Here is a 20,817-nt window from a genome sequence, read left to right as displayed (position 1 = left end):
GTGAAACATGGAATCAAGTGTTGCCGTAGTCGCGGGCACCGAACAGGGCCGTGCCAATCCGTACCCACGTCGCGCCCTGGGCGATGGCCGCTTCCAGGTCGTGGCTCATGCCCATGGACAGGGTATCCAGGCCAAGACCGAGGCCTTCCTGCAACTTGCGCAGGCTGGCGAACGCGGCCTCTTGGGTGGTGCGGTCTTCGGTGGGTTCGGGGATTGCCATCAGTCCGCGCAGGCGCAGGTTGGGCAGTGCGGCTACGGCTACGGCCAACGCGGGCAGGTCAGCCGGGGCGCAGCCGGATTTACTGTCTTCGCCGCTGACGTTCACCTGCAGGCAGATGTTCAGCGGTGCCAGGCCGGCAGGGCGCTGTTCCGACAGGCGTTGGGCAATTTTCAGGCGGTCCACGGAATGTACCCAGTCGAAGTGCTCGGCGATCGCTTTGGTCTTGTTCGACTGAATGGGGCCGATGAAGTGCCAGATCAAGGGCAAGTCGCTGAGCGCCTGCTGCTTTGTCAGTGCTTCCTGTAGGTAATTTTCCCCGAAGTCGCGCACACCGGCGGCATGGATCTCGCGGATAGCGCTGGCGGGCTTGGTCTTGCTCACGGCCAGCAACTGGACGCTGGCCGGATCACGCCCGACTGCCTGGGCAGCACTGGCGATACGGGCGGAAATCGCGGAAAGGTTGTCTGCTAGGGTGGACATGGATCAATGCCGGCAGCTGTAGGGTCTGCGGCATTCTACCTGCTTGAAGGCCTTTGGGGAGTCTCATGGATGTGACCGACCTGTTGGCCCGAGCTGTGGATGCGGGGGCTTCGGACCTGCACCTGGCGACGGGCCAGATTCCGATGCTGCGCCTGGATGGCGAGTTGCAGCGTATGGGCTTGCCGCCCTTGAGCGCGGGTGCCGTGATCGAGGGCATGGCGAGCGTGCTGGATGACCACCAGCGCCAGCAGTGGGCCCAAGGCGATGAATTGGACCTTGCGCTGGAGTTGCCGACGCTTGGGCGCTTTCGGCTGAACCTGTTTCGCCAGTTGAATGGCCCGGCGGCGACCTTTCGGCTGATTCCGGGGCGAATTGCCACGGTGAGCGAGCTGGACCTTGCGGATGTGTTTCAAGCTGTTGCGCAATGCAGTGATGGCTTGATCCTCGTGGGCGGGCCGACCGGCAGTGGCAAGTCCAGCACCCTGGCAACGCTGCTCGACCAACTGAACCGCGAGCGGGCACTGCACATCATTACTTTGGAAGACCCTGTCGAGGTCATCCATGGCAGCCAGCGCAGCCTGGTCAACCAGCGTGAGATGGGGCGCCATAGCCGCGGCTTTGCTCAGGGGCTACGCAGTGCGCTGCGCCAGGATCCGGACGTGATCATGATCGGCGAGTTGCGCGACCTGGAAACCATTCGCCTGGCCCTGCGCGCGGCCGAAACCGGGCACCTGGTGCTGGCAACCGTGCATGCGCGTTCGGCGACCAGCAGCCTCGACAGGTTGGTGGAGGTTTTTGCTGCCGAGGAAAAACCGTTGGTGCGGGCGATGCTGGCCGAGTCGCTGCGCCTGGTGGTCGCGCAGGTGCTGGTCAGGCGCGTGGGCGGTGGGCGGGTGGCTGTGCGGGAAGTGCTGGTGGCGACGCCGGCGGTGCGTAACCTGGTTCGGGAGGGGCGGTTGGCGCAGTTGTCTTCGGTGATGCAGGGCGGCGCGGCAGAGGGGATGCGGACGATGGAGGGGGCGTTGCGGAGGCTGAGGGAGCGAGGGTTGATCAAAAGCTAGTAGTACCTGCAAAGGCCCTTTCGCGGGCGCGCCCGCTCCCACAGGTATGGCGCTGCCCGCGAGAGCGACGCGGTACCTGTGGGAGCGGGCGTGCCCGCGAAGGGGCCGGTACCGGATAGCGCCGATCAGATTAACGCTTGGCCAGGTTCAGCTGTTGATGCTCTTTCGGCAGCACCCGTTTGGCCACCACGTAGTGCTTCTGCCAGTAAGGCTTGCTCAAGGTATCGATACTCACGCGCTTGCCACGGCGTGGAGCGTGGATGAAACGGTCGTTACCCAGGTAGATGGCGACGTGATTGACCCGACGGCTCTTGATGTTGAAGAAAATCAGGTCGCCAGGCTTCAGATCTTTCTTGGCCACTTTCACCCCGTGGCCCTTGGCCATCGCATTGGAGGTGCGCGGCAGATCGACGTCGGCGATGTCGTTGAAGGCGTATTTGACCAGCCCGCTGCAGTCAAAGCCTTTTTTCGGGCTGCTGCCGCCCCAAACATAAGGGGTGCCGAGCACATTTACCGCACGGCTGAGCACATCGCTGCTTTGCTTCGGCGACATGGCGGTGACCTGCGCACCGTGGCTGCTGGCGGCATTGCTTGGGCGGGCGTGTAGCGCGGTCTGTTTGACGGGGGCGCGTTTCACCGAGGCGTTGGTCGTGTAGCCGGTGAAACCATTGGGAAGACGTTGCTCACGATTGGTGGCGTGGGCGGCCAAGGGCAATAATAGGCAGAGGGTCAGCCATGTCTTGATCAAAGGCGGCATAGATGAAGCTCTTATGAATAGTTGTGTGTTGGCGCGCAACTTTATAACAGCTTTTTGATCAGTTATTGATCCGTTGGTCGATTGTCCAGGTGCCGTATGTCGGCTTGCGACGAAAAAGTCACATTTTTTCTTAGAAAATTTTTGGATAACCCACAGGGGCTATGAATGAACAGTTATCAACAGGGGGTGCCCTTTCACGACACCCACAGCAAAACCATCGGCTACCTGCTGTGGATTTTCGGCTTCACCGGTTCCCATCGTTTCTATTACGGCAAGCCGATTACCGGGACCATCTGGTTCTTCACCTTGGGCTTGCTGGGCATTGGTTGGTTGATCGACCTGTTCCTGATTCCGTCCATGGATCGTGAAGCCGACCTGAGGTTTCAATCGGGGCGTATCGACTACAACATCGCCTGGATTCTGCTGACCTTCCTGGGTGTGTTTGGCCTGCACCGGCTGTATCAGGGTAAGTGGATCACCGCGATCATCTACTTCTTTACCGGCGGGTTGTTTCTGGTGGGGGTGCTGTATGACTTCTGGACGTTGAACAGCCAGGTGTCCGAAAGGAATGCGGGACGGGGCTGACGGTGCCGGGGGCTGTTTTACAGCCCATTCAAGGGCTAGCCCGCCCCTATGAAAAAAGGCCTTGTCGCATCGCTGCGGCAAGGCCTTCTTCGTTACTGGCGGGTCTGCCGCTGTTGCAGCAACAGGTTGCTGAAACCGGCCCCAGCCAGCTGCTTCTGAGCCCCGGTCAGCTGCTCGCGGTTGCTGAACGGCCCGACCAGCACGCGGTACCAGGTTTCTTCCTTGACCGTGCCTGACTCCACCTTCACAGACTGGCCCAGCAGGATGATCTGTGCCCGTACCTTGTCGGCATCGGCCTGCTTGCGGAACGAGCCGGCCTGAAGGAAGTACTGCGTGGTTGCCGCCGGCTTGATCACGGGGGGTGGCGGTGGCGGGGTCTGGCCGAGCAGCGCTGCCTGTGCCCTCGCCGTGTCGATTTTCGCCGCTTCTGCAGGCGTCACCGGGGCTACCGGCTGGGCCGGCACTGGTGGCGTTTTCTCCGGTACGGCTTCCGGCGGCACGATCACCTCAGACTCCGGCAGCAGGGTGTAGAAGTCGTACTTCGGCTTCACCGGCTGTTGCGGGGTAGCTTGCGCTGGCTTGCCGGCTTCGGCCGTTTTCGCCGGCTTCTGCTGCTCGGGTTTGGTGCGTTTGATGTCGTCGCCACCGGGTTCGAGCTTCATCAGGAACACGATGAAGGCGCCTACGGTCAGGCCGACCGCCAGCCATACCCAGCCGGGGATCGGCTGTTTGGCCGGTGCCGTCTGGCGGCTGGCGCCGCGTTTCGGAGCAGGTTTTTTCTTGGCAGCCAACTTACATGCGCTCCAGGGTTTCCAGGCCGAGCAGTTCCAGACCTTGTTTGAGGGTGCGGCCGGTCAGGGCGGCCAGGCGCAGCCGGCTCTGCTGCTGCGAAGGGGTTTCGGCAGCGAGGATCGGGCAGTTCTCGTAGAAGCTGGAGAACAGGCCGGCCAGGTCGTACAGGTAGCTGCACAGCACATGCGGCGTGCCTTTTTCGGCGACGTTGTTGAGAATTTCGCCAAACTGCGCCAGGCGCGCGGCCAAATCTTGTTCGTGGGCAGCCTGCAGCACGATTTTGCCGTCGACTTCGTCAAAGCCTTTGCCCAGCTTGCGGAACACGCCGGCTACGCGGGTGTAAGCGTACAGCAGGTAAGGCGCGGTGTTGCCTTCGAAGTTGAGCATCAGCTCGAAGTTGAAGCTGTAGTCGCTGGTGCGGTGCTTGGACAGGTCGGCGTATTTCACCGCGCCAATGCCCACCACCTCGCCGATGTGGCGCAGTTCGTCGTCGGCCAGGCTCGGGTTCTTTTCCTTGACCAGCGCGTAGGCGCGCTCCTTGGCCTCGGTGAGCAGGTCGATCAGCTTCACGGTGCCGCCGTCACGGGTCTTGAACGGGCGGCCGTCGGCGCCGTTCATGGTGCCGAAGCCCATGTGCTCCATTTGCATCGGGTGGCTGACGAAGCCTGCGCGGCGGGCTACTTCGAACACCTGGTTGAAGTGCAGGGCCTGGCGCTGGTCGACGAAGTACAGTGCGCGGTCAGCTTTCAACACGTTGCTGCGGTAACGCACGGCAGCCAGGTCGGTGGTCGCGTACAGGTAGCCGCCGTCGGCCTTCTGCACGATCACCGGCAGGGGGTCGCCTTCGCTGTTCTTGAACTCGTCGAGGAACACGCATTGGGCGCCCTGGTCTTCCACCAGCAGGCCCTTGGCCTTGAGGTCGGCCACCACGTTGGCCAAGTCGTCGTTGTAGGCGCTTTCGCCCATCACGTCGGCCATGGTCAGCTTGACGTTGAGCAACTCGTAGGTCTTCTGGCAGTGCGACAGCGAGATATCCTTGAAGCGAGTCCACAGGGCCAGGCACTCGGGGTCACCGGCTTGCAACTTGACCACCAGGCCGCGGGCGCGAGTGGCGAACTCTTCCGATTCATCGAAGCGTTTCTTCGCCGCGCGGTAGAAGTTTTCCAGGTCCGACAGCTCGTCGCTGGTGATCGGGTTTTCCTGCAGGTAGGCCATCAGCATGCCGAACTGGGTACCCCAGTCGCCGACGTGGTTCTGGCGGATGACGTTGTCGCCCAGGAACTCCAGCACGCGTGCAACGCTGTCACCGATGATGGTCGAGCGCAGGTGGCCGACGTGCATTTCCTTGGCCAGGTTGGGTGCCGACATGTCGATCACCACCTTTTGCGCCGGACCGGCTTTGCGCGCACCCAGGTGGGCGTCGGCCAGGGCGGCATCCAGGCGGTTGGCCAGGGCGTCGGTGTTCTGGAAGAAGTTGAGGAAGCCGGGGCCTGCGATCTCAACCTTGCTGATGTCGGCGCTGGCCGGCAGGGCGTTGATCAGTTTTTCGGCGAGGTCGCGCGGCTTCATGCCGGCCGGCTTGGCCAGCATCATGGCGATGTTGCTGGCGAAGTCGCCGTGGGTCTTGTCCCGGGCGTTTTCCACCTGGATCGCCGGCGACAGCCCTTCAGGCAGCACACCGTCGGTGACGAGTTGGGTGAGGGCTTGCTGGATCAGCTGGCGAATGGTGTCTTTCATGGGGATCTCTTTTCGACCGCAAGCGCGGTGAGCGCCTGGATGCGCAGGTGGAAAAACTGGGCATTATCCGTTGCCGGGAGCAGGTTGCCAACCTTTGGGCGGCAAGCTGGAGACCACAAGCTGCAAGAAAAAGCGGCATCGCACCCACCCGGCGCATGCTTGCGGCTGGTAACTCGCAGCTTGCAGCTCAATACAGGTCTACCGGGTCGACATCCAGCGACCAGCGCACCTGGCGCCCGCTTGGCATCTGTTCCAACACTAGCAACCAGGCGCTGATCAGTCGATGCAACGGCGCCCGGGTATTGGCCTGTATCAACAGTTGCGCGCGGAATCGTCCGGCGCGACGCTCCATGGGTGCCGGTACCGGGCCCAGCAGTTCGATGCCCGGCAGGCGTTGTTCGGCCACCAGGCGCTCGGCGGCGGCACAGGCTTCGTCGAGGAAACCTTCGGCCTGCCCCGGCTTGTGTGCTTCGGCACGCAGCAAGACCAGGTGTGAGTAGGGCGGCAGCCCGGCGGCCCGGCGTTCGTCCAGGGCCTGTTCGGCGAAAGCGAAGTAGCCTTGCTCGGTTAGCTGTACCAGCAGTGGGTGGTCTGCCAGGTGGGTCTGGATGATGACCTTGCCGGGTTCTTCGGCCCGCCCGGCCCGCCCGGCCACCTGCACGATAAGTTGTGCCATGCGCTCGCTGGCGCGGAAGTCGCCGGAAAACAGCCCGCCATCGGCATCAAGGATGGCCACCAGCGTCACCCGCGGGAAGTGGTGGCCCTTGGCGAGCATCTGGGTGCCGACGAGGATGCTCGGCTGGCCGCGCTGGATGGTGCTGAACAGGTTGTGCATGGCGTCCTTGCGTGCCGTGCTGTCGCGGTCCACACGCAGGATCGGGTAATCCGGGAACAGCACCTTCAGGCGCTCTTCGGCGCGCTCGGTGCCGGCGCCGACCGGGCGCAGGTCGACGTGGTTGCATTGCGGGCACTGGTGCGGCAGGCGTTCGTCATAGCCACAGTGGTGGCAGCGCAGCACGCCGGAGCGCTGGTGCACGGTCATGCGCGCATCGCAGCGTGGGCATTCGGACAGCCAGCCGCAATCGTGGCACAGCAAGGTTGGAGCAAAGCCGCGGCGGTTGAGGAACACCAGCACTTGTTGGCCGGCTTCCAGCGTCTGTCGGATAGCCTGCTGCAGCGGGCCGCTGATGCCGCTGTCCAGCGGCAGGCTTTTCACATCCAGGCGCAGCATGCGCGGCGGGCGTGCCCCTCCGGCGCGCTGGTTCATACGCAGCAGGCGGTAACGGCCGGTCAGGGCGTTATGCAGGGTTTCCAGCGACGGGGTGGCGGAGCCGAGCAGGATCGGAATGTTCTCCTGGTGAGCGCGTACCAGCGCCAGGTCGCGGGCGTGGTAACGCAGGCCTTCCTGCTGTTTATAGGAGCCGTCGTGCTCTTCGTCGATGATGATCAGGCCGGGGTTTTTCATCGGCGTGAACAAAGCCGAGCGGGTGCCGATGATGATATCGGCCTCGCCGTCCCGAGCCGCTAGCCAGGCATCCAGGCGTTCGCGGTCGTTCACCGCCGAGTGCAGCAGGGCAATACGCGCGTTGAAGCGTTGCTCGAAGCGAGCAAGGGTTTGCGGGCCGAGGTTGATCTCCGGGATCAGCACCAGCGCCTGCTTGCCGGCTTCCAGGGTTTCGCGGATCAGTTGCAGGTAGACCTCGGTCTTCCCACTACCGGTGACGCCGGCCAGCAAGAACGCGCCGAAACCGCCAAAGCCTTCGCATACGGCGTCGAAGGCATCACGTTGTTCTTCGTTGAGCGGCAGTTCCGGTTGTGCCAGCCAGTGCTCATGGCGTAGTGCCGGCAGGTGGCGGCGCGTCTCGACCTGCACCAGATCCTTGGCCAGCAGCAGGTCGAGGCTGTCCTTGTTCAGGTTGAGTTTGGCCAGCAGGCTGTGGGCCACGCCGTGCGGATGCTGGGCCAGGGTCTTGAGGGCGTCGCGCTGGCGCGGCGCGCGGGCAATGCGCGGGTCTTCCAGGCGGGCGCCAGGGGCTATGTGCCAGAAACGCTCTTGGCGCATTTCGGCGGCTTCGCCCTGGCGCAGCAGCGTGGGCAACGCCCAGCTCAGGGTATCGCCCAGGCTGTGCTGGTAGTACTGGGCGGTCCACAGGCACAACTTGAACAGCGACGCTGGGATGGGGGACACCGGGTCGAGCAGGGCAGTGGCCGGCTTCAGTTTGTCGGCGGGCACTTCGCTCTGTGTGCACACTTCTATCAGTACACCGATCATTTCGCGGCGGCCAAAGGGCACGCGGATACGCATGCCAGGGGTCAAGGTCAGGCGCGCCATGCTCGCCGGTGCCTTGTAGTCGAACAGGCGCCGCAGCGGAGAGGGCAGGGCAAGGCGCAGGATGACGTCGGACACGCGAAAAGTCTCGGAGGGCGTTACAAGGACTGGCGAGCCTAGCAGACGACGGTCGGTGCAAGCGACATCTTGCGCTGACGGTGTGCTCTGGTATTATTCGCCGCCTAATTACGTGCGGTATTCAACAATTGGTGTTGGGTGGCGGCACGCAGCTCGAGGAAGTGACCATGAAAGAAGGTATCCACCCGAACTACGAAGTAGTTGCAGTCACCTGCAGCTGCGGTAACAAGTTCGAAACTCGTTCGACCCTGGGCAATGTCCTGTCGATCGACGTTTGCAACCTGTGCCACCCGTTCTACACCGGTAAGCAGAAAGTTCTGGACACCGGTGGTCGCGTACAGAAGTTCGCCGATCGCTTCGGCATGTTCGGTGCCAAGAAGTAATCATGCGCATGGCGATTCCTTCGGGTTTCGCATTGTTGCTGAAGAAGGCGCCCCTTGTGGGCGCCTTTTTTGTGGGCGTTATCTGGCATTTCCCGGTCCTGGCGTTCTGCCCGCAGCCGGATAAACCCCAATGGGTAGCGGTACGACAGGTGGTCGATGGTGACACCTTGCGTCTGGTCGATGGCCGCAGTGTGCGGCTGATCGGCATCAATGCACCGGAAATCGGTCGCAAGGGACGTAGCAGTGAGCCTTATGCCGAAGCTGCCAGGCGGCGATTGCAGGCCTTGGTAAAGGCCAGTGACCATCGCGTCGGGCTGGTGCCTGGTGTTGAAGGCAAAGACAAGTACGGTCGCACACTGGCGCACATCTACAGCCGCAATGGCGACAATCTGCAAGCACAATTGCTTAGCGAGGGCTTGGGCTATCGCGTGGCAATTGCCCCTAATGTGCGTTTCAGCGGCTGCCAGCAGCTTGCCGAACAAGTGGCGCGCCAGGCTGGCGCTGGCCTGTGGCGGCGTTCACCCGTGGTGCCTGCAGGCGACGTCAGGCAGTCAGGGTTCGCTGTTGTACGTGGTCGTATCGAAGGCATCGAGCGAAACCGTGGCGGGGTCTGGCTTACTCTGGGCAGTACCATGGTGCTGCAGGTTCCCGCTCGTCTGCAGCGCAACTTCCCTGCCAGCTTCTTCGATAACCTCAAGGGACGCCAGGTCGAAGCGCGCGGCTGGGTGCTGGATCGTTCCCGCAGGGGTGGCCTCAAGCACGAGCAGCGACGCTGGGTGTTGCCATTGACCGATCCGAGCATGTTGGAGCGTACTTCAGGCTAAAAGATGTAGACATTTCTATGCAGGATTGTACACACTGTAGGTCGTATGCCCCCGTGGGTTGTAGCGTAAAGTCGTAGGCTAAAGGCCTTGACACAAGTGACCGGCCAGTCTTGTGGCTCCCCGGCTCTTTGCGTATCCTCGGCGGTCCGTCAGAACAGTAAATAGCGGAATGCCCACCATGTCAGACCTGAAAACCGCCGCTCTCGAATATCACGCTCAACCTCGTCCGGGGAAACTGAGCGTTGAACTCTCCAAGCCCACTGCCACCGCCCGTGATCTCGCCCTGGCCTACAGCCCAGGTGTTGCAGAGCCGGTGCGCGAAATTGGCCGTGATCCAGAGCTGGCTTACAAATACACCGGCAAAGGCAACCTGGTTGCGGTGATTTCCGATGGCACTGCCATCCTCGGTCTGGGTGATCTTGGCCCACTGGCTTCCAAGCCGGTCATGGAAGGCAAGGGTGTTCTGTTCAAGCGTTTCGCCGGTATCGATGTGTTCGACATCGAAGTCGAGTCGGAAAGCCCGCAAGCGTTCATCGACACCGTTCGCCGCATTTCGATCACCTTCGGTGGCATCAACCTTGAAGACATCAAGGCACCTGAGTGCTTTGAAATCGAACGTACCCTGATCGAACAGTGCGACATTCCGGTGTTCCACGATGACCAGCACGGTACTGCCATCGTGACTGCCGCTGGCATGATCAACGCCCTGGAAATCGCCGGCAAGAAACTGGAAGACGCCAAGATCGTCTGCCTGGGCGCCGGCGCTGCTGCCATCTCCTGCATGAAGCTGCTGGTAAGCATGGGTGCGAAGGTCGAGAACATCTTCATGATCGACCGTAGTGGCGTGATCCACGCTGGCCGTGACGACCTGAACCAATACAAGGCGCAGTTCGCCCACGCCACCGACAAGCGCACCCTGGCCGACGCCCTTGACGGTGCCGACGTGTTCGTAGGCCTGTCTGGCCCGAACCTGCTGAGCCCAGAAGGCCTGAAGTCGATGGCCGCCAACCCGATCGTGTTCGCCTGCTCGAACCCGGACCCGGAAATCTCCCCAGAGCTGGCGCATGCCACTCGCAACGACGTGATCATGGCGACCGGTCGTTCCGACTACCCGAACCAGGTCAACAACGTGCTGGGCTTCCCGTTCATCTTCCGTGGTGCTCTGGACGTTCGCGCCAAGCGTATCAACGAAGAAATGAAGATCGCTGCCGCTATCGCCCTGAAAGACCTGGCCAAGCTGCCAGTGCCGAAGGAAGTTTGCGAAGCCTATGGTGTTGAAGGCCTGGAGTTCGGCCGTGAGTACATCATTCCGAAGCCGCTGGATGCACGCTTGATCACCGTCGTTTCCGATGCTGTGGCCAAGGCCGCCATCGAATCTGGCGTGGCTACCCTGCCTTATCCGAAGCATTACCCGCTGACCAGCGTGGATGAAGTGTTCAACGGCTGATTGCCGCAGCGACACTAAAAAGCCCCGGCTCGCATGAGCCGGGGCTTTTTATTGGGGCTTGGGAATGTGTCAGGGCTGCAGGGTGTTCGTCAGGGCACTTGCGGCGCCTATCAGATCGAGCGCCGCCTGCGCGGCGCTCGATTCACGCGCCCACGCAAAACCTGAGTCAGGCGCCCTGTTTCAGAACAGATCCATCGGCGTCGCTTCATCGGCTGGCAGCGGGCTGCCCGGTGCCACGCCATTGCCCAGTTCGTCCACCGACGGCGGTGAATCTTCGGCTTTGAACAGCTCGAAGTAGGCATTCGGTGTGCTCGGCGATGCTGCTCGACCGCTGACCGGGTCGACGCGCAAGCTGAGAATGCCTTCCGGCTCTGCCGGGGCATGCGCAGGCTTGTCCTTGAGCGCCGCGCCCATGAAACTCATCCAGATCGGCAGTGCCGCAGTCCCGCCATATTCGCGGCGGCCGAGGGTTTCCGGCTGGTCGAAGCCGACCCAAACGGTAGTCACGTAATCGGCGTTGTAACCGGAGAACCAGGCGTCCTTGGATTCGTTGGTAGTCCCCGTCTTGCCCGCCAGGTCGGTGCGGCCCAAGGCCAGGGCCCGGCGGCCGGTGCCGCGCTTGATCACATCCTGCAGCATGCTGGTGAGGATGTAGGTGGTACGCCCGTCGATGATCTGTTCGGCCACTGCTGGCGTTTGCGGTGCGGCGGCCACCTGGCTGAGGGCAGCAGGTGCCTCGCCTGGCATGGCCGCAGTGCTGATTGGCTGCTCGGGGGCGGCCAGGCCCGCCTGGTCCTCGGCACCTTGCGGTACGCGGGCCGGGTTGGCGGTGAACAGTGTCTCGCCGCTGCGGCTTTCGATGCGGTCGATCAGGTACGGGGTGATCTTGTAGCCACCGTTGGCAAAGGTACTCCAGCCGGTGGCAATTTCCATCGGGGTCAGGGTAGCGGTGCCCAGGGCCAGCGACAGGTTGCGCGGCAGATCCTGTTTGTTGAAGCCGAACTTGGCGATGTAGTCGATGGTGCGATCCACGCCCATGGCTTGCAGCAGGCGGATCGACACCAGGTTGCGCGACTTGTACAGCGCCTCACGCATGCGGATAGGGCCGAGGAAGGTGTTGTTGTCGTTCTTCGGTCGCCACACTTTATCTACCGACTCGTCAACGAACACGATCGGCGCATCGTTGACCAGGCTGGAAGCGGTGTAGCCGCTGTCCAGCGCGGCGCTGTAGACGAATGGCTTGAAGCTTGAGCCCGGTTGGCGCTTGGCCTGCACGGCGCGGTTGTAGTTACTCTGCTCGAACGAGAAACCGCCAACCAGGGCGCGGATGGCGCCGTTGTTCGGGTCTAGGGTGACCAGGGCGCTTTGCGCAGCGGGCACCTGGCTGAATTTCAACGTGCCATCTTCAAGGCGTTGCAGGCGCACCAGGTCACCGACCTGGGCCACATCGGCCGGCGATTGCGGTGCGCGGCCCTGGGCGTTGTTGTTGATGAACGGACGCGCCCATTTCATGGTCTCCCAGGCAACCTGCGCCTCTTGGCCGTCACGGGTCTGCACCTTGAGGCCGGTTTGTTCCACCTGGGTGACAATGGCTGGCTCCAGGCCGCCAAGGGTGCGTTGCTTGCCCAGCTCCTTCAGCCAGGCTGCCTGGGTGCGACCCGGGAAACGTGCTTCAGGGCCACGGTAGCCGTGGCGCTCGTCGTAATCGGAGAGCCCTTTGAGAACGGCCTTGTTGGCCATTTCCTGCATGTCGCTAGGCACGGTGGTCGTGACGCGGAAGCCTTCGGTGTAGGCGTCGCTGCCGTAGCGGCCGACCATTTCCGCGCGTGCCATTTCAGCGATGTACGGGGCATTCACCTCAGGCGTCGGCACGTGGTAGCTGGCGTTGAGCGGCTCGGCCAGGGCGGCCTGGTAGCTGGCCTCGTCGATCTTGCCCAGCTTGTACATGCGCCCGAGGATCCAGTCGCGGCGCTCTTTGGCACGCACCGGGTTGGCCAGCGGGTTGAAGCGTGACGGTGCCTTGGGCAGGCCCGCGATCATCGCCATCTGCGCCAGGCTCACGTCACGGATGGACTTGCCGTAGTACACCTGTGCAGCTGCATCGATACCGTAGGCGCGGTTGCCCAGGTAGATCTTGTTCACGTACAGCTCAAGGATTTCGTCCTTGGTCAGCTCACGCTCGATCTGCAGGGCCAGCAGGATTTCGTTGGTCTTGCGTGAGAAGCTGCGCTCGCTGGTGAGGAAGAAGTTCTTCGCCACCTGCATGGTGATGGTGCTACCGCCGGTCTGGATATGACCGGTTTTCACCAGTTGGGTCGCGGCTCGCATCAGGCTGCCGGGGTCGACACCGTAATGGTTGAGGAAATTGTCGTCCTCGGCTGACAGCAGCGCCTGAATGAATTGTGGGGGAATATCCGCGAAGCGGATCGGCGAGCGGCGCATTTCGCCGAATTCGGCAATCAGCTTGCCATCGCTGCTGTACACCCTGAGGGGGATCTGCAACTGGATGCTTCTGAGGGACTCGACCGAGGGCAGGCTGGGGCTAAGATACAGAAACGCACCGCTCACACCGAGTGCGAGCGCGCAGATGACTGCGACGGAAGACCACCAGAAGAACTTCAGCAGACGTATCAAGGCTTTTCGGTGTCCAGGTTGGGAGTGGATTGCACGCAGGTCCGGTGGACCAAAAAACGCTGGGCATTATAAGCATTTTTCGCCTCTCCGGGTGACCGGCCAGGCTACCCGTCGACTCGATGAGTAGCTCCGGCCCAGTGTTGCCGCGGGGTTGCGACAGGTGGCTGCGCTTGGCAGCTGCAACAGACAGCAAAGGAGTCGCCATGCTTGGACGCTTCGGCAAGGATGCCGGTTCACTCGTGGGGGTGGAAATCACGCCCGACGCCGTTCGGATAATGCAACTGCAGCAGCGCAATCGGCGCTGCCGTGTAATGGGGTCGGCACAAGAGCTGTTTCAGACGCCGCTGGCCGATGACTGGGTCGCAAAGCCTGAAGTGGTGGTGGCTGCGCTGCAGCGAGCTTATCGGCGCAGCGGCATCAGGCAACGCCGGGTGGCGCTGGCGCTGCCGGCGAGTCAGGTTATCTGCAAGTTGTGCCATCTGCCCGTGGAGGAGGATGGGGCACAGTTGGAGGCGCAGTTGCTAGCCGATGCAGAGCGGCTGTTTCCGTTCCCGCTGGAAGACCTGGCCCTGGACTTTCAGGTCATGGGGGCTTCCCATGACCAGCCAGATTGTTCCGAGGTGATGGTTGCTGCCTGTCGGCAGAGTGCGCTGGCGTCACTCGAAGCCGTCGTCGAGGAGGCGGGTTTGCAGTTGGAAGCCGTCGAGGTCGACAACATTGCCTTGTGCCGCATGTTGCCACGGGGCGGCCTTGAGGGAGCAGCACTGCTGCGTGTCGAAGCCCGCAGCGTGACCCTTCATGACTGGCAGCCGGGCAGGGCGTACCAGCGCTTTGAACTGCAAACGGCTGGCCCGGACATGAGCGGGCAATGGCCAGAGCGCCTGCAGGCTTTGCTTGCCGGGCAGAGCCTGCCCGCGGGGTTGTGGGTTGCCAGCAGCTCATCGATCAATCCGGGCTGGCTGCAAGGCCTTGGCAGCCGGCTGAATGTGCCGTGCACGTACCTGCCTGGGCTGGCAGGGCTTGAACATGTCGATGGGTCGATGCTTCTGGCCTGCGCCTTGGCCATGGGAGGGTTGCGCCCATGATGCGGCTGAACCTTCTGCCCTGGCGCGAACGGCAGCGTCAGGCGGCGCTGCGGCGCTTTCGAGGCCAGCTGGTTGCTGGCGCACTGTTGGCTTTGTGCGCGGTGATGCTGGTCGATCAGCTGGCCCGCCAACGCGGGCAGCAGCAGGTGTTGGCCAATACCCAGCGCCAAGCGACCCTTGGCGTACTGGGTGAGCAGTTGCAGCCGCTGGTCGAGGTACGTGCACAGCATGAAGCGTTACTTGCCCGTGCGGTGGCTTTGGAAGGCCTGCGTGCCCATCAGGATGTATTGGCCGGTGTGTTCGCCGACCTTGAAGGGGCGCTGCCTGAAGGTGTGCAGCTACTAGACCTGAGCCTTGATAGTGGCCGCTTGCAAATGACAGGGGTGGCTGCGTCCGGTGCTGTGGTTGCGCAGTTCATGCGCGATTTGAACCGCTCGAACGTTTTGCTCGATCTGGAACTCAAGCGCATCAAGAGCCTGCCGGACGGCGATGAGTTTTTGCTGACCGCTCGCGTTGCGGCGTTTTGGTCGTGAGTGCAGCACAGATGCACGCTTGGCTGGCGGTGGTCGAGCGCTCAGGCCGCTTCCGACGGTTGGCGCCAGTGCTGGTAGCTGTTGTGCTGTTCGGCCTCGGCTGCGCGATACGCCTGCCCCCACTGTTACAGCAGCAGGCGCGTGAGGATGCCAGGCATGTCGAGCTGAGCCAGCTGCAGGCAGCCAGTGCATCGCAGTTGGCAGAACTGGAGCGGCTGAAGGCTTTAGTGGTGCTTGTCGAGCAGCGGTTGCAAGAGGCGTACTGGTATCTGGCTGCCGGGGAGAGCATGAGCGACCTGCTTGAGCGGCTGGCAGTGTCGGGGCATGCGCATGGCTTGCTTGTCGAGCGCCTCGATGTAGGTGAGGGCGAACAACAGGCCGGGTTCAGCAAGGTACCGCTGGTGGTGCAAGTGGTAGGGCGTTATCCGGCCTTGCGGTTGTGGCTGGACGACTGGTTAGGCCAGGCACGGGTTCTGCGCAGCAGTGACATGAGTCTGGCAGCCGTTGATCGCCAGCCTGGGTTGTTGCGTCTGCAGTTGCGGGTTGATGCCTATCACGCGGCTACGCCCATGAAGGCACCTGCAATGCTGGCGCACCTGCCGGCAAGGGCCGCAATGGCTGCACCTGAAGTGGATCCGTTTGCTCCCGCTGCGGCGCGAGTGGCCAGCGCCGGTCTGGTCGGCGTGCCGTTGGCGCAGCTGGAAATGGTCGGCAGCCTGGCGCGCGGGACGGCGCGCGAGGCACTGCTGATGGCGGCTGGCAAGCTTTATCGCGTGCGTCCGGGTGACCGGGTAGGGCGCGATCAGGGGGTAGTGATGCATATAGACCAACGCCAGGTCGAAGTGCGTGAGCGGCTGTTCATGGCGGGGGTATGGCACGAGCGCACAGCGTTCATCACCCTCGCCAAGCGCCTGGGCAAGGAGGCCTCGGACCCGAATGAGAACATGGATGAAATACCTGCTGGCAACCCTGTTGTCGATCCCGTTGGCTTCGGCGACGCCTTATCAGGGTGAGCCCCTGTCGCTGAACTTCCAGGATGTTGAGGTGCGAGCAGTGCTGCAGGTGCTGGCTGACTACGCCGGCGTCAACCTGGTCGCCAGTGATGCAGTACAAGGCAGTGTCACTTTGCGTTTGCAGGATGTGCCGTGGGATCAGGCGCTTGATCTGGTGCTGCGCAGCAAGGGCCTGTCCCGGCGTCAGGAGGGCAATGTGCTGTTGGTGGCGCCTGCAGCCGAGTTTGCCACGCAATCAGCAGACGCCCGTGTGAGTCAGGTGCTGGATGGGCACCTGCAGCCACTGCGTCGGGAGCTGCTGCCCATTCACCACGCCAAGGCCGCCGATTTGGCGCAGTTGCTGCAGACAAGTCTGGAGGGTGACGGCATCCCCACGGGTAGCCTGAGTGTCGATGAGCGCACCAATACGCTGGTGGTGTATCTGCCCGCTGAGCGCCTGGCCGAGTTGCGCCAGTTGGTGGCGCAGTTGGATGTGCCGGTGCGCCAGGTAGCGATCGAGGCGCGTATCGTCGAGGCTAACGTCGATTACGAGAAAAGCCTGGGGGTACGCTGGGGTGGGCCGCTGTACGGCGAGAAGCTGCGGCCTGGCAAGGAACTGTTCGTCGACCTCGGCCTGGAGCGTGCCGGCAGCAGTATCGGTCTTGGTTTGTTGCGCGGTGACGTGTTGCTGGACCTGGAACTCAGTGCCATGGAAAAAAGCGGCAACGGCGAAATCATTTCGCAGCCCAAGGTGGTCACGGCTGACAAGGAAACGGCGAGGATCCTCAAGGGTACCGAGGTGCCTTACCAGGAAACGAGCCAAAGCGGCGCTACCTCGGTATCGTTTCGCGAAGCCTCGCTGTCGCTGGAAGTAACGCCACAGATCACTCCGGACAACAAGGTGATCATGACCGTCAGGGTGACCAAGGACGAGCCGGATTACGTCAATGCCTTGAACAACGTACCGCCGATCCGCAAGAACGAGGTCAATGCCAAGGTTCGTGTGGCTGACGGCGAAACGATCGTGATCGGTGGCGTCTACTCGACTTCGCAAAACAATGTAGTCGACAAGGTGCCATTTTTCGGCGATCTGCCGTATGTTGGGCGGCTGTTTCGACGCGATGCATTACAAGAGAAAAAATCCGAGCTGCTGGTCTTCCTGACTCCGCGTATCATGAGTGACCAGGCGATTGCTGTGAGTCGTTGATTCTGTGCGAAATTTGATACTTGTGGGGCCCATGGGCGCTGGTAAAAGCACCATCGGACGCCTGTTGGCCAAAGAGCTGCGCCTGCTGTTCAAGGATTCCGACAAGGAAATCGAACTGCGATGCGGCGCAAACATCCCGTGGATTTTCGACAAGGAAGGCGAGCCGGGTTTCCGTGATCGCGAGCAAGCGATGATCGCCGAGCTGTGCGCGCTCGACGGTGTGGTTCTGGCCACCGGCGGTGGCGCGGTGATGCGAGAGGCTAACCGCCGGGCGCTGCATCAGGGTGGCCGGGTGATCTACCTGCATGCTTCGGTCGAGCAGCAAGTCGGTCGCACTGCGCGCGACCGCAATCGCCCGCTGCTGCGCACGGCCAATCCCGAGGCGACCTTGCGCACCTTGCTGGAAACCCGTGACCCGCTCTACCGCGAGATCGCCGACCTGGTGGTTGAAACCGACGAGCGGCCACCACGCATGGTGGTGATCGATATTCTCGAGCGCTTGCAGCAGTTGCCGCCCCGTTAACCCGGGACTATTCTCGGCTTCCAGCGCCGAGGCGAGGCTCAACGTTACCGCGCAGGTCGCCGGATGGCGCCGCGCCCAAGTACATTGTGGGGATACATGCAGACACTAAAGGTCGACCTGGGCGAGCGTAGCTACCCGATCTACATTGGCGAAGGCCTGCTGGACCAGCCCGAGCTGCTGGCACCGCACATCGCGGGTCGGCAGGTTGCCATCGTTTCCAACGAGACCGTCGCGCCGCTGTATCTCGAACGCCTGAGCAAGGCCCTCGGTGCCTACTCGGTACTGCCAGTGGTGTTGCCCGATGGTGAAGCCCACAAGAACTGGGAAACATTGCAACTGATCTTCGATGGCCTGCTGACAGCCCGCCATGATCGTCGTACGACTGTGGTCGCTCTGGGTGGGGGCGTGATTGGTGACATGGCTGGTTTCGCTGCCGCCTGCTACCAGCGCGGCGTCGACTTCATCCAGGTGCCGACTACCCTGTTGTCTCAGGTCGACTCTTCCGTGGGTGGCAAGACCGGCATCAATCATCCGCTGGGCAAGAACATGGTCGGTGCTTTCTATCAGCCCAATGCGGTGCTGATCGATACCACCAGCCTCAAGACCCTGCCAGCGCGCGAGCTGTCTGCAGGCCTGGCTGAAGTGATCAAGTACGGGCTGATTTGCGACAAGCCGTTCCTCGCCTGGCTCGAAGACAATATGCAGGCACTGCGTGCCCTCGATTCGGCAGCCCTGACCGAGGCCATCCGCCGTTCTTGCGCGGCCAAGGCTGCAGTGGTGGGGGCCGACGAGCGCGAGTCTGGCGTACGGGCCACGCTGAACCTGGGGCATACCTTTGGGCATGCTATCGAAACCCATATGGGCTATGGCGTGTGGCTGCACGGCGAAGCCGTGGCGGCGGGTACAGTGATGGCTCTGGAAATGTCCATGCGCCTTGGCTGGATCGATCAGGCTGAGCGCGATCGTGGGATCCGCCTGTTGCAGGACGCAGGTTTGCCGGTGGTGCCACCACAGGAAATGACCCCGGCGCATTTCATGGAGCACATGGCGGTCGACAAGAAGGTGCTCGACGGCCGTTTGCGTCTGGTGCTGCTGCGCCAGATGGGCGAGGCCGTGGTGACCGACGACTATTCGAAAGAGATTCTCCAGGCCACGCTGTCGGCGGATTACCGCGCGATCGTGGCCCAGCTTTGAGGTTGTGACAGCGCAATGACAAGTTTGCATGCCGATGAGGCCTTTCTCGACCATTACCAGTTGAGCCATGATCCGTTCGCGCCCCGCGTACCTGGCTTCAAGTTCTTCCCGGCCCAGCGCAAGCCCGTGCTTGGCCAACTGCACCACCTGGCGCGCTATAGCCAGTTGATGCTGGTGGTCAGTGGCCCATTGGGCAGCGGCAAGTCGCTGCTGCGCCAGGCCCTGGTGGCCAGTACCAACAAGCAGGCTGTGCAAAGTGTGGTGGTGTCAGCCCGCAGCGCCAGCGATGCCTCCAGTATGCTCGCGCAGGTCGCGCAGGAGTTGGGTGTCGCCCAGCCCGAGGTGCAGGCGATCCTGTCGAAGGTGGTGCAACTGGCACTGACCGGGCAGGAAGTGTATTTGCTGGTGGACGATGCGGAACAACTCGACGAGTCTGCACTCCAAGCGTTGCTGGAATTGGCGGCGGGGGTACCTGAAGGGCGTCCGCACGTGTTTCTGTTCGGTGAGCCATCGCTGATTGCCGGGCTGGACGAGCTCAATGTCGAGGAAGAGCGGTTCCACATCATCGAGCTTGCGCCCTACAGTGAAGAAGAAACCCGCGAGTATCTGGAGCAGCGCCTGGAAGGGGCAGGCCGGGGCATCGAGGTGTTCAGCCGTGAACAGATCGCCGATATCCATGAAAACTCCGACGGCTGGCCTGGCAACATCAATCAGGTCGCCCGTGACACTTTGATCGAAACCATGATCGCCAGCCGCTCGACGGCCAAGCGACCAACCATGGGGTTCAAGATGCCTACAAAACATGTACTCGCGTTGTCCGCTGTGGTCGTGGTTGCCGTTGCGGCCGCGGTATTGATGCCCAAGAAAGGCGACAAGGCCCCTGCCGAAGCGCCGGCCGCCCAAGCCCAGTTGCCGCTGGGCGATGGCAAGCAGGGCGCTGCCATCGAGTTCTCTGGCTCTTCCCAGCCAATGCCGCTGCCTCTGGTTGGCCAGTCGCAGCCGGTGATGCGCGAACCGCTGGCCCAAGCCGCAGGCATGGGCGAGGGTGAAGAGGGAAGCCCGGCTGGCGACACCGCGCTGCAGCCTGGCAACCCGCCACCTACCGTGACCACCATCGCCCCGCCACAAGGTGTGCCGGCTGGCCCGGCGCCTGCCCAGTCGGTTGCGCCTGCGCCGAAACCTGTCGCAACCCAGCCCGTCAAGCCGGTTGCACCTGTAAGGCCAGCACCAGCGCCGACCCAGGTCGCCGTGGCCAAGCCGGCCCCCAAAGCTGCCGAAAAACCAGCCGCCGCTAGCGCTGGTAATGGTGGCTGGTATGTCGGGCAGAAGCCTGGCAACTATGTGGTGCAGATCCTCGGAACCAGCTCCGAAGCGTCGGCCCAGGCTTACGTCAAGGCCCAGGGTGGCGACTATCGCTACTTCAAGAAAACCCTGCAGGGCAAGCCCCTGTACGTCGTGACTTACGGCAGTTTCGCCAACCGTGACGCAGCGGTTGCGGCAATCAAGAACTTGCCAGCGAAGGTCCAGGCTGGTAAACCTTGGCCACGTACCGTCGCCAGCGTCCAACAAGAGCTGGCCGCGGCCCGCTGATACCTTCCGGGCGGCATCACCCCGCCGCCCAGTAGCTAAGCGAATTCTAGCTTTCGACTAGCCTGCTGCGCCTGAGCGCGGCAGGCTTTTCTGTCCCGGACTGCCGGCCACAAGCCTCTAGTTGCAGTCATGGCTGAAACGCTTCAGACTCGAGTCAAGCCGCTATCACGGCGAATGGCGCAAAAACATTCAAAATTGCGACATAAATTTTCAATGCTGAGACATGAAAATTTGTGGGCATCGCTGTCGCTGTGCAACAATGGTTTTCCATGGCCACCGCAAAAAAGCTGGCGTTTGATCGGCGTGGATGGTAAGTGGTTGTTAAAAAAAGAGATTTACCTCCGTTGAGAGGTGAACCTGGTGAGA

The 20,817-nt window shown here is 62.3% G+C and carries 19 protein-coding genes; 13 read left to right on the top strand and 6 right to left on the bottom strand.

The window, feature by feature from the left end; translation table 11 throughout:
- Window positions 1-13 precede the first annotated feature (13 nt).
- Window positions 14-700, bottom strand: a complete 687-nt coding sequence (locus ACYCCG_RS06355) for a YggS family pyridoxal phosphate-dependent enzyme (protein WP_209969404.1) — start codon at window positions 698-700, stop codon at window positions 14-16.
- 65 nt (window positions 701-765) lie between these two features.
- Here ACYCCG_RS06355 and ACYCCG_RS06350 point away from each other — a divergent pair, with 65 nt between their 5' ends.
- On the top strand, window positions 766-1,761 hold the full coding sequence (locus tag ACYCCG_RS06350) for a type IV pilus twitching motility protein PilT (protein WP_459669782.1): 996 nt from the start codon (window positions 766-768) through the stop codon (window positions 1,759-1,761).
- 130 nt (window positions 1,762-1,891) lie between these two features.
- On the opposite strand, the gene ACYCCG_RS06345 is transcribed toward ACYCCG_RS06350, so the two are convergent.
- A complete protein-coding gene (locus tag ACYCCG_RS06345) occupies window positions 1,892-2,518 on the bottom strand; it encodes a C40 family peptidase (protein WP_176684778.1) in 627 nt (208 codons plus the stop codon).
- Between the two features lie 165 nt (window positions 2,519-2,683).
- Between ACYCCG_RS06345 and ACYCCG_RS06340 the strand changes: the two genes are divergently transcribed.
- Entirely contained in the window at window positions 2,684-3,103 is a 420-nt protein-coding gene (locus tag ACYCCG_RS06340) for an NINE protein (RefSeq protein WP_010955634.1), read from the top strand.
- 92 nt (window positions 3,104-3,195) lie between these two features.
- On the opposite strand, the gene ACYCCG_RS06335 is transcribed toward ACYCCG_RS06340, so the two are convergent.
- The 3 genes from ACYCCG_RS06335 to ACYCCG_RS06325 form a co-directional block, all read right to left on the bottom strand.
- Complete coding sequence (locus tag ACYCCG_RS06335) at window positions 3,196-3,894, bottom strand: SPOR domain-containing protein (protein WP_053870424.1); 699 nt, start codon at window positions 3,892-3,894, stop codon at window positions 3,196-3,198.
- A gap of 1 nt (window position 3,895) precedes the next feature.
- The gene (gene argS, locus ACYCCG_RS06330) at window positions 3,896-5,632 is read right to left on the bottom strand and encodes an arginine--tRNA ligase (protein WP_209969416.1); all 1,737 of its coding nucleotides are present in this window, start codon (window positions 5,630-5,632) and stop codon (window positions 3,896-3,898) included.
- Between the two features lie 187 nt (window positions 5,633-5,819).
- A complete protein-coding gene (locus ACYCCG_RS06325; protein ID WP_459669778.1) occupies window positions 5,820-8,039 on the bottom strand; it encodes a primosomal protein N' in 2,220 nt (739 codons plus the stop codon).
- A gap of 167 nt (window positions 8,040-8,206) precedes the next feature.
- Here ACYCCG_RS06325 and rpmE point away from each other — a divergent pair, with 167 nt between their 5' ends.
- The 3 genes from rpmE to ACYCCG_RS06310 all read left to right on the top strand — a co-directional run bounded on the left by rpmE (window position 8,207) and on the right by ACYCCG_RS06310 (window position 10,693).
- Window positions 8,207-8,422, top strand: a complete 216-nt coding sequence (rpmE, locus tag ACYCCG_RS06320) for a 50S ribosomal protein L31 (protein WP_003249127.1) — start codon at window positions 8,207-8,209, stop codon at window positions 8,420-8,422.
- Window positions 8,423-8,424: 2 nt separating this feature from the next.
- On the top strand, window positions 8,425-9,246 hold the full coding sequence (locus tag ACYCCG_RS06315) for a thermonuclease family protein (protein ID WP_176684781.1): 822 nt from the start codon (window positions 8,425-8,427) through the stop codon (window positions 9,244-9,246).
- Between the two features lie 178 nt (window positions 9,247-9,424).
- Window positions 9,425-10,693, top strand: coding sequence for a malic enzyme-like NAD(P)-binding protein (locus ACYCCG_RS06310; protein ID WP_003249133.1), 1,269 nt, complete (start codon window positions 9,425-9,427; stop codon window positions 10,691-10,693).
- A 180-nt stretch (window positions 10,694-10,873) separates the two neighbouring features.
- Here ACYCCG_RS06310 and ACYCCG_RS06305 read toward each other — a convergent pair whose 3' ends face one another.
- A complete protein-coding gene (locus ACYCCG_RS06305; RefSeq protein ID WP_459669841.1) occupies window positions 10,874-13,324 on the bottom strand; it encodes a penicillin-binding protein 1A in 2,451 nt (816 codons plus the stop codon).
- A gap of 206 nt (window positions 13,325-13,530) precedes the next feature.
- Here ACYCCG_RS06305 and pilM point away from each other — a divergent pair, with 206 nt between their 5' ends.
- From pilM to ACYCCG_RS06265, 8 genes are all read left to right on the top strand, one after another.
- Window positions 13,531-14,412: a type IV pilus biogenesis protein PilM gene (pilM, locus tag ACYCCG_RS06300; protein WP_209969431.1), complete on the top strand. Its 882-nt coding sequence runs from the start codon at window positions 13,531-13,533 to the stop codon at window positions 14,410-14,412.
- Complete coding sequence (locus tag ACYCCG_RS06295) at window positions 14,409-14,945, top strand: PilN domain-containing protein (RefSeq protein WP_176684785.1); 537 nt, start codon at window positions 14,409-14,411, stop codon at window positions 14,943-14,945. The genes pilM and ACYCCG_RS06295 overlap by 4 nt, the downstream gene beginning before the upstream one ends.
- An 11-nt stretch (window positions 14,946-14,956) precedes the next feature.
- The gene (locus ACYCCG_RS06290; RefSeq protein ID WP_459669839.1) at window positions 14,957-15,958 is read left to right on the top strand and encodes a pilus assembly protein PilP; all 1,002 of its coding nucleotides are present in this window, start codon (window positions 14,957-14,959) and stop codon (window positions 15,956-15,958) included.
- Window positions 15,882-17,144, top strand: a complete 1,263-nt coding sequence (locus ACYCCG_RS06285) for a type IV pilus secretin PilQ (protein WP_209969434.1) — start codon at window positions 15,882-15,884, stop codon at window positions 17,142-17,144. Before ACYCCG_RS06290 ends, ACYCCG_RS06285 begins: the two co-directional genes overlap by 77 nt.
- A gap of 4 nt (window positions 17,145-17,148) precedes the next feature.
- Window positions 17,149-17,667 (top strand): shikimate kinase AroK, encoded by a 519-nt coding sequence (aroK, locus tag ACYCCG_RS06280; RefSeq protein WP_176684787.1) that lies wholly within the window; start codon window positions 17,149-17,151, stop codon window positions 17,665-17,667.
- A 96-nt stretch (window positions 17,668-17,763) separates the two neighbouring features.
- Entirely contained in the window at window positions 17,764-18,861 is a 1,098-nt protein-coding gene (gene aroB, locus ACYCCG_RS06275) for a 3-dehydroquinate synthase (protein WP_003249149.1), read from the top strand.
- A gap of 15 nt (window positions 18,862-18,876) precedes the next feature.
- Entirely contained in the window at window positions 18,877-20,451 is a 1,575-nt protein-coding gene (locus ACYCCG_RS06270) for an SPOR domain-containing protein (protein ID WP_339443764.1), read from the top strand.
- Between the two features lie 129 nt (window positions 20,452-20,580).
- The gene (locus ACYCCG_RS06265) at window positions 20,581-20,799 is read left to right on the top strand and encodes a hypothetical protein (RefSeq protein WP_459669771.1); all 219 of its coding nucleotides are present in this window, start codon (window positions 20,581-20,583) and stop codon (window positions 20,797-20,799) included.
- The last annotated feature ends 18 nt before the right edge of the window (window positions 20,800-20,817 follow it).

It is taken from the genome of Pseudomonas sp. VEM90 (genome assembly GCF_054611535.1).
The sequence above is the reverse complement of the archived record's forward strand: the minus strand, read 5'-3'. Positions and strand labels throughout refer to the sequence as shown.

Excerpts from the sequence above, each read along its gene's own strand:
- pilM (WP_209969431.1), top strand. The coding sequence starts at position 13,531 with ATGCTTGGACGCTTCGGCAAGGATGCCGGTTCACTCGTGGGGGTGGAA.
- ACYCCG_RS06345 (WP_176684778.1), bottom strand. The coding sequence starts at position 2,518 with ATGCCGCCTTTGATCAAGACATGGCTGACCCTCTGCCTATTATTGCCC.
- ACYCCG_RS06340 (WP_010955634.1), top strand. The coding sequence starts at position 2,684 with ATGAACAGTTATCAACAGGGGGTGCCCTTTCACGACACCCACAGCAAA.
- ACYCCG_RS06270 (WP_339443764.1), top strand. The coding sequence starts at position 18,877 with ATGACAAGTTTGCATGCCGATGAGGCCTTTCTCGACCATTACCAGTTG.
- ACYCCG_RS06350 (WP_459669782.1), top strand. The coding sequence starts at position 766 with ATGGATGTGACCGACCTGTTGGCCCGAGCTGTGGATGCGGGGGCTTCG.
- ACYCCG_RS06285 (WP_209969434.1), top strand. The coding sequence starts at position 15,882 with ATGAGAACATGGATGAAATACCTGCTGGCAACCCTGTTGTCGATCCCG.
- ACYCCG_RS06315 (WP_176684781.1), top strand. The coding sequence starts at position 8,425 with ATGCGCATGGCGATTCCTTCGGGTTTCGCATTGTTGCTGAAGAAGGCG.
- rpmE (WP_003249127.1), top strand. The coding sequence starts at position 8,207 with ATGAAAGAAGGTATCCACCCGAACTACGAAGTAGTTGCAGTCACCTGC.
- ACYCCG_RS06295 (WP_176684785.1), top strand. The coding sequence starts at position 14,409 with ATGATGCGGCTGAACCTTCTGCCCTGGCGCGAACGGCAGCGTCAGGCG.
- ACYCCG_RS06265 (WP_459669771.1), top strand. The coding sequence starts at position 20,581 with ATGGCTGAAACGCTTCAGACTCGAGTCAAGCCGCTATCACGGCGAATG.
- argS (WP_209969416.1), bottom strand. The coding sequence starts at position 5,632 with ATGAAAGACACCATTCGCCAGCTGATCCAGCAAGCCCTCACCCAACTC.
- aroB (WP_003249149.1), top strand. The coding sequence starts at position 17,764 with ATGCAGACACTAAAGGTCGACCTGGGCGAGCGTAGCTACCCGATCTAC.
- ACYCCG_RS06355 (WP_209969404.1), bottom strand. The coding sequence starts at position 700 with ATGTCCACCCTAGCAGACAACCTTTCCGCGATTTCCGCCCGTATCGCC.
- ACYCCG_RS06310 (WP_003249133.1), top strand. The coding sequence starts at position 9,425 with ATGTCAGACCTGAAAACCGCCGCTCTCGAATATCACGCTCAACCTCGT.
- ACYCCG_RS06290 (WP_459669839.1), top strand. The coding sequence starts at position 14,957 with ATGCACGCTTGGCTGGCGGTGGTCGAGCGCTCAGGCCGCTTCCGACGG.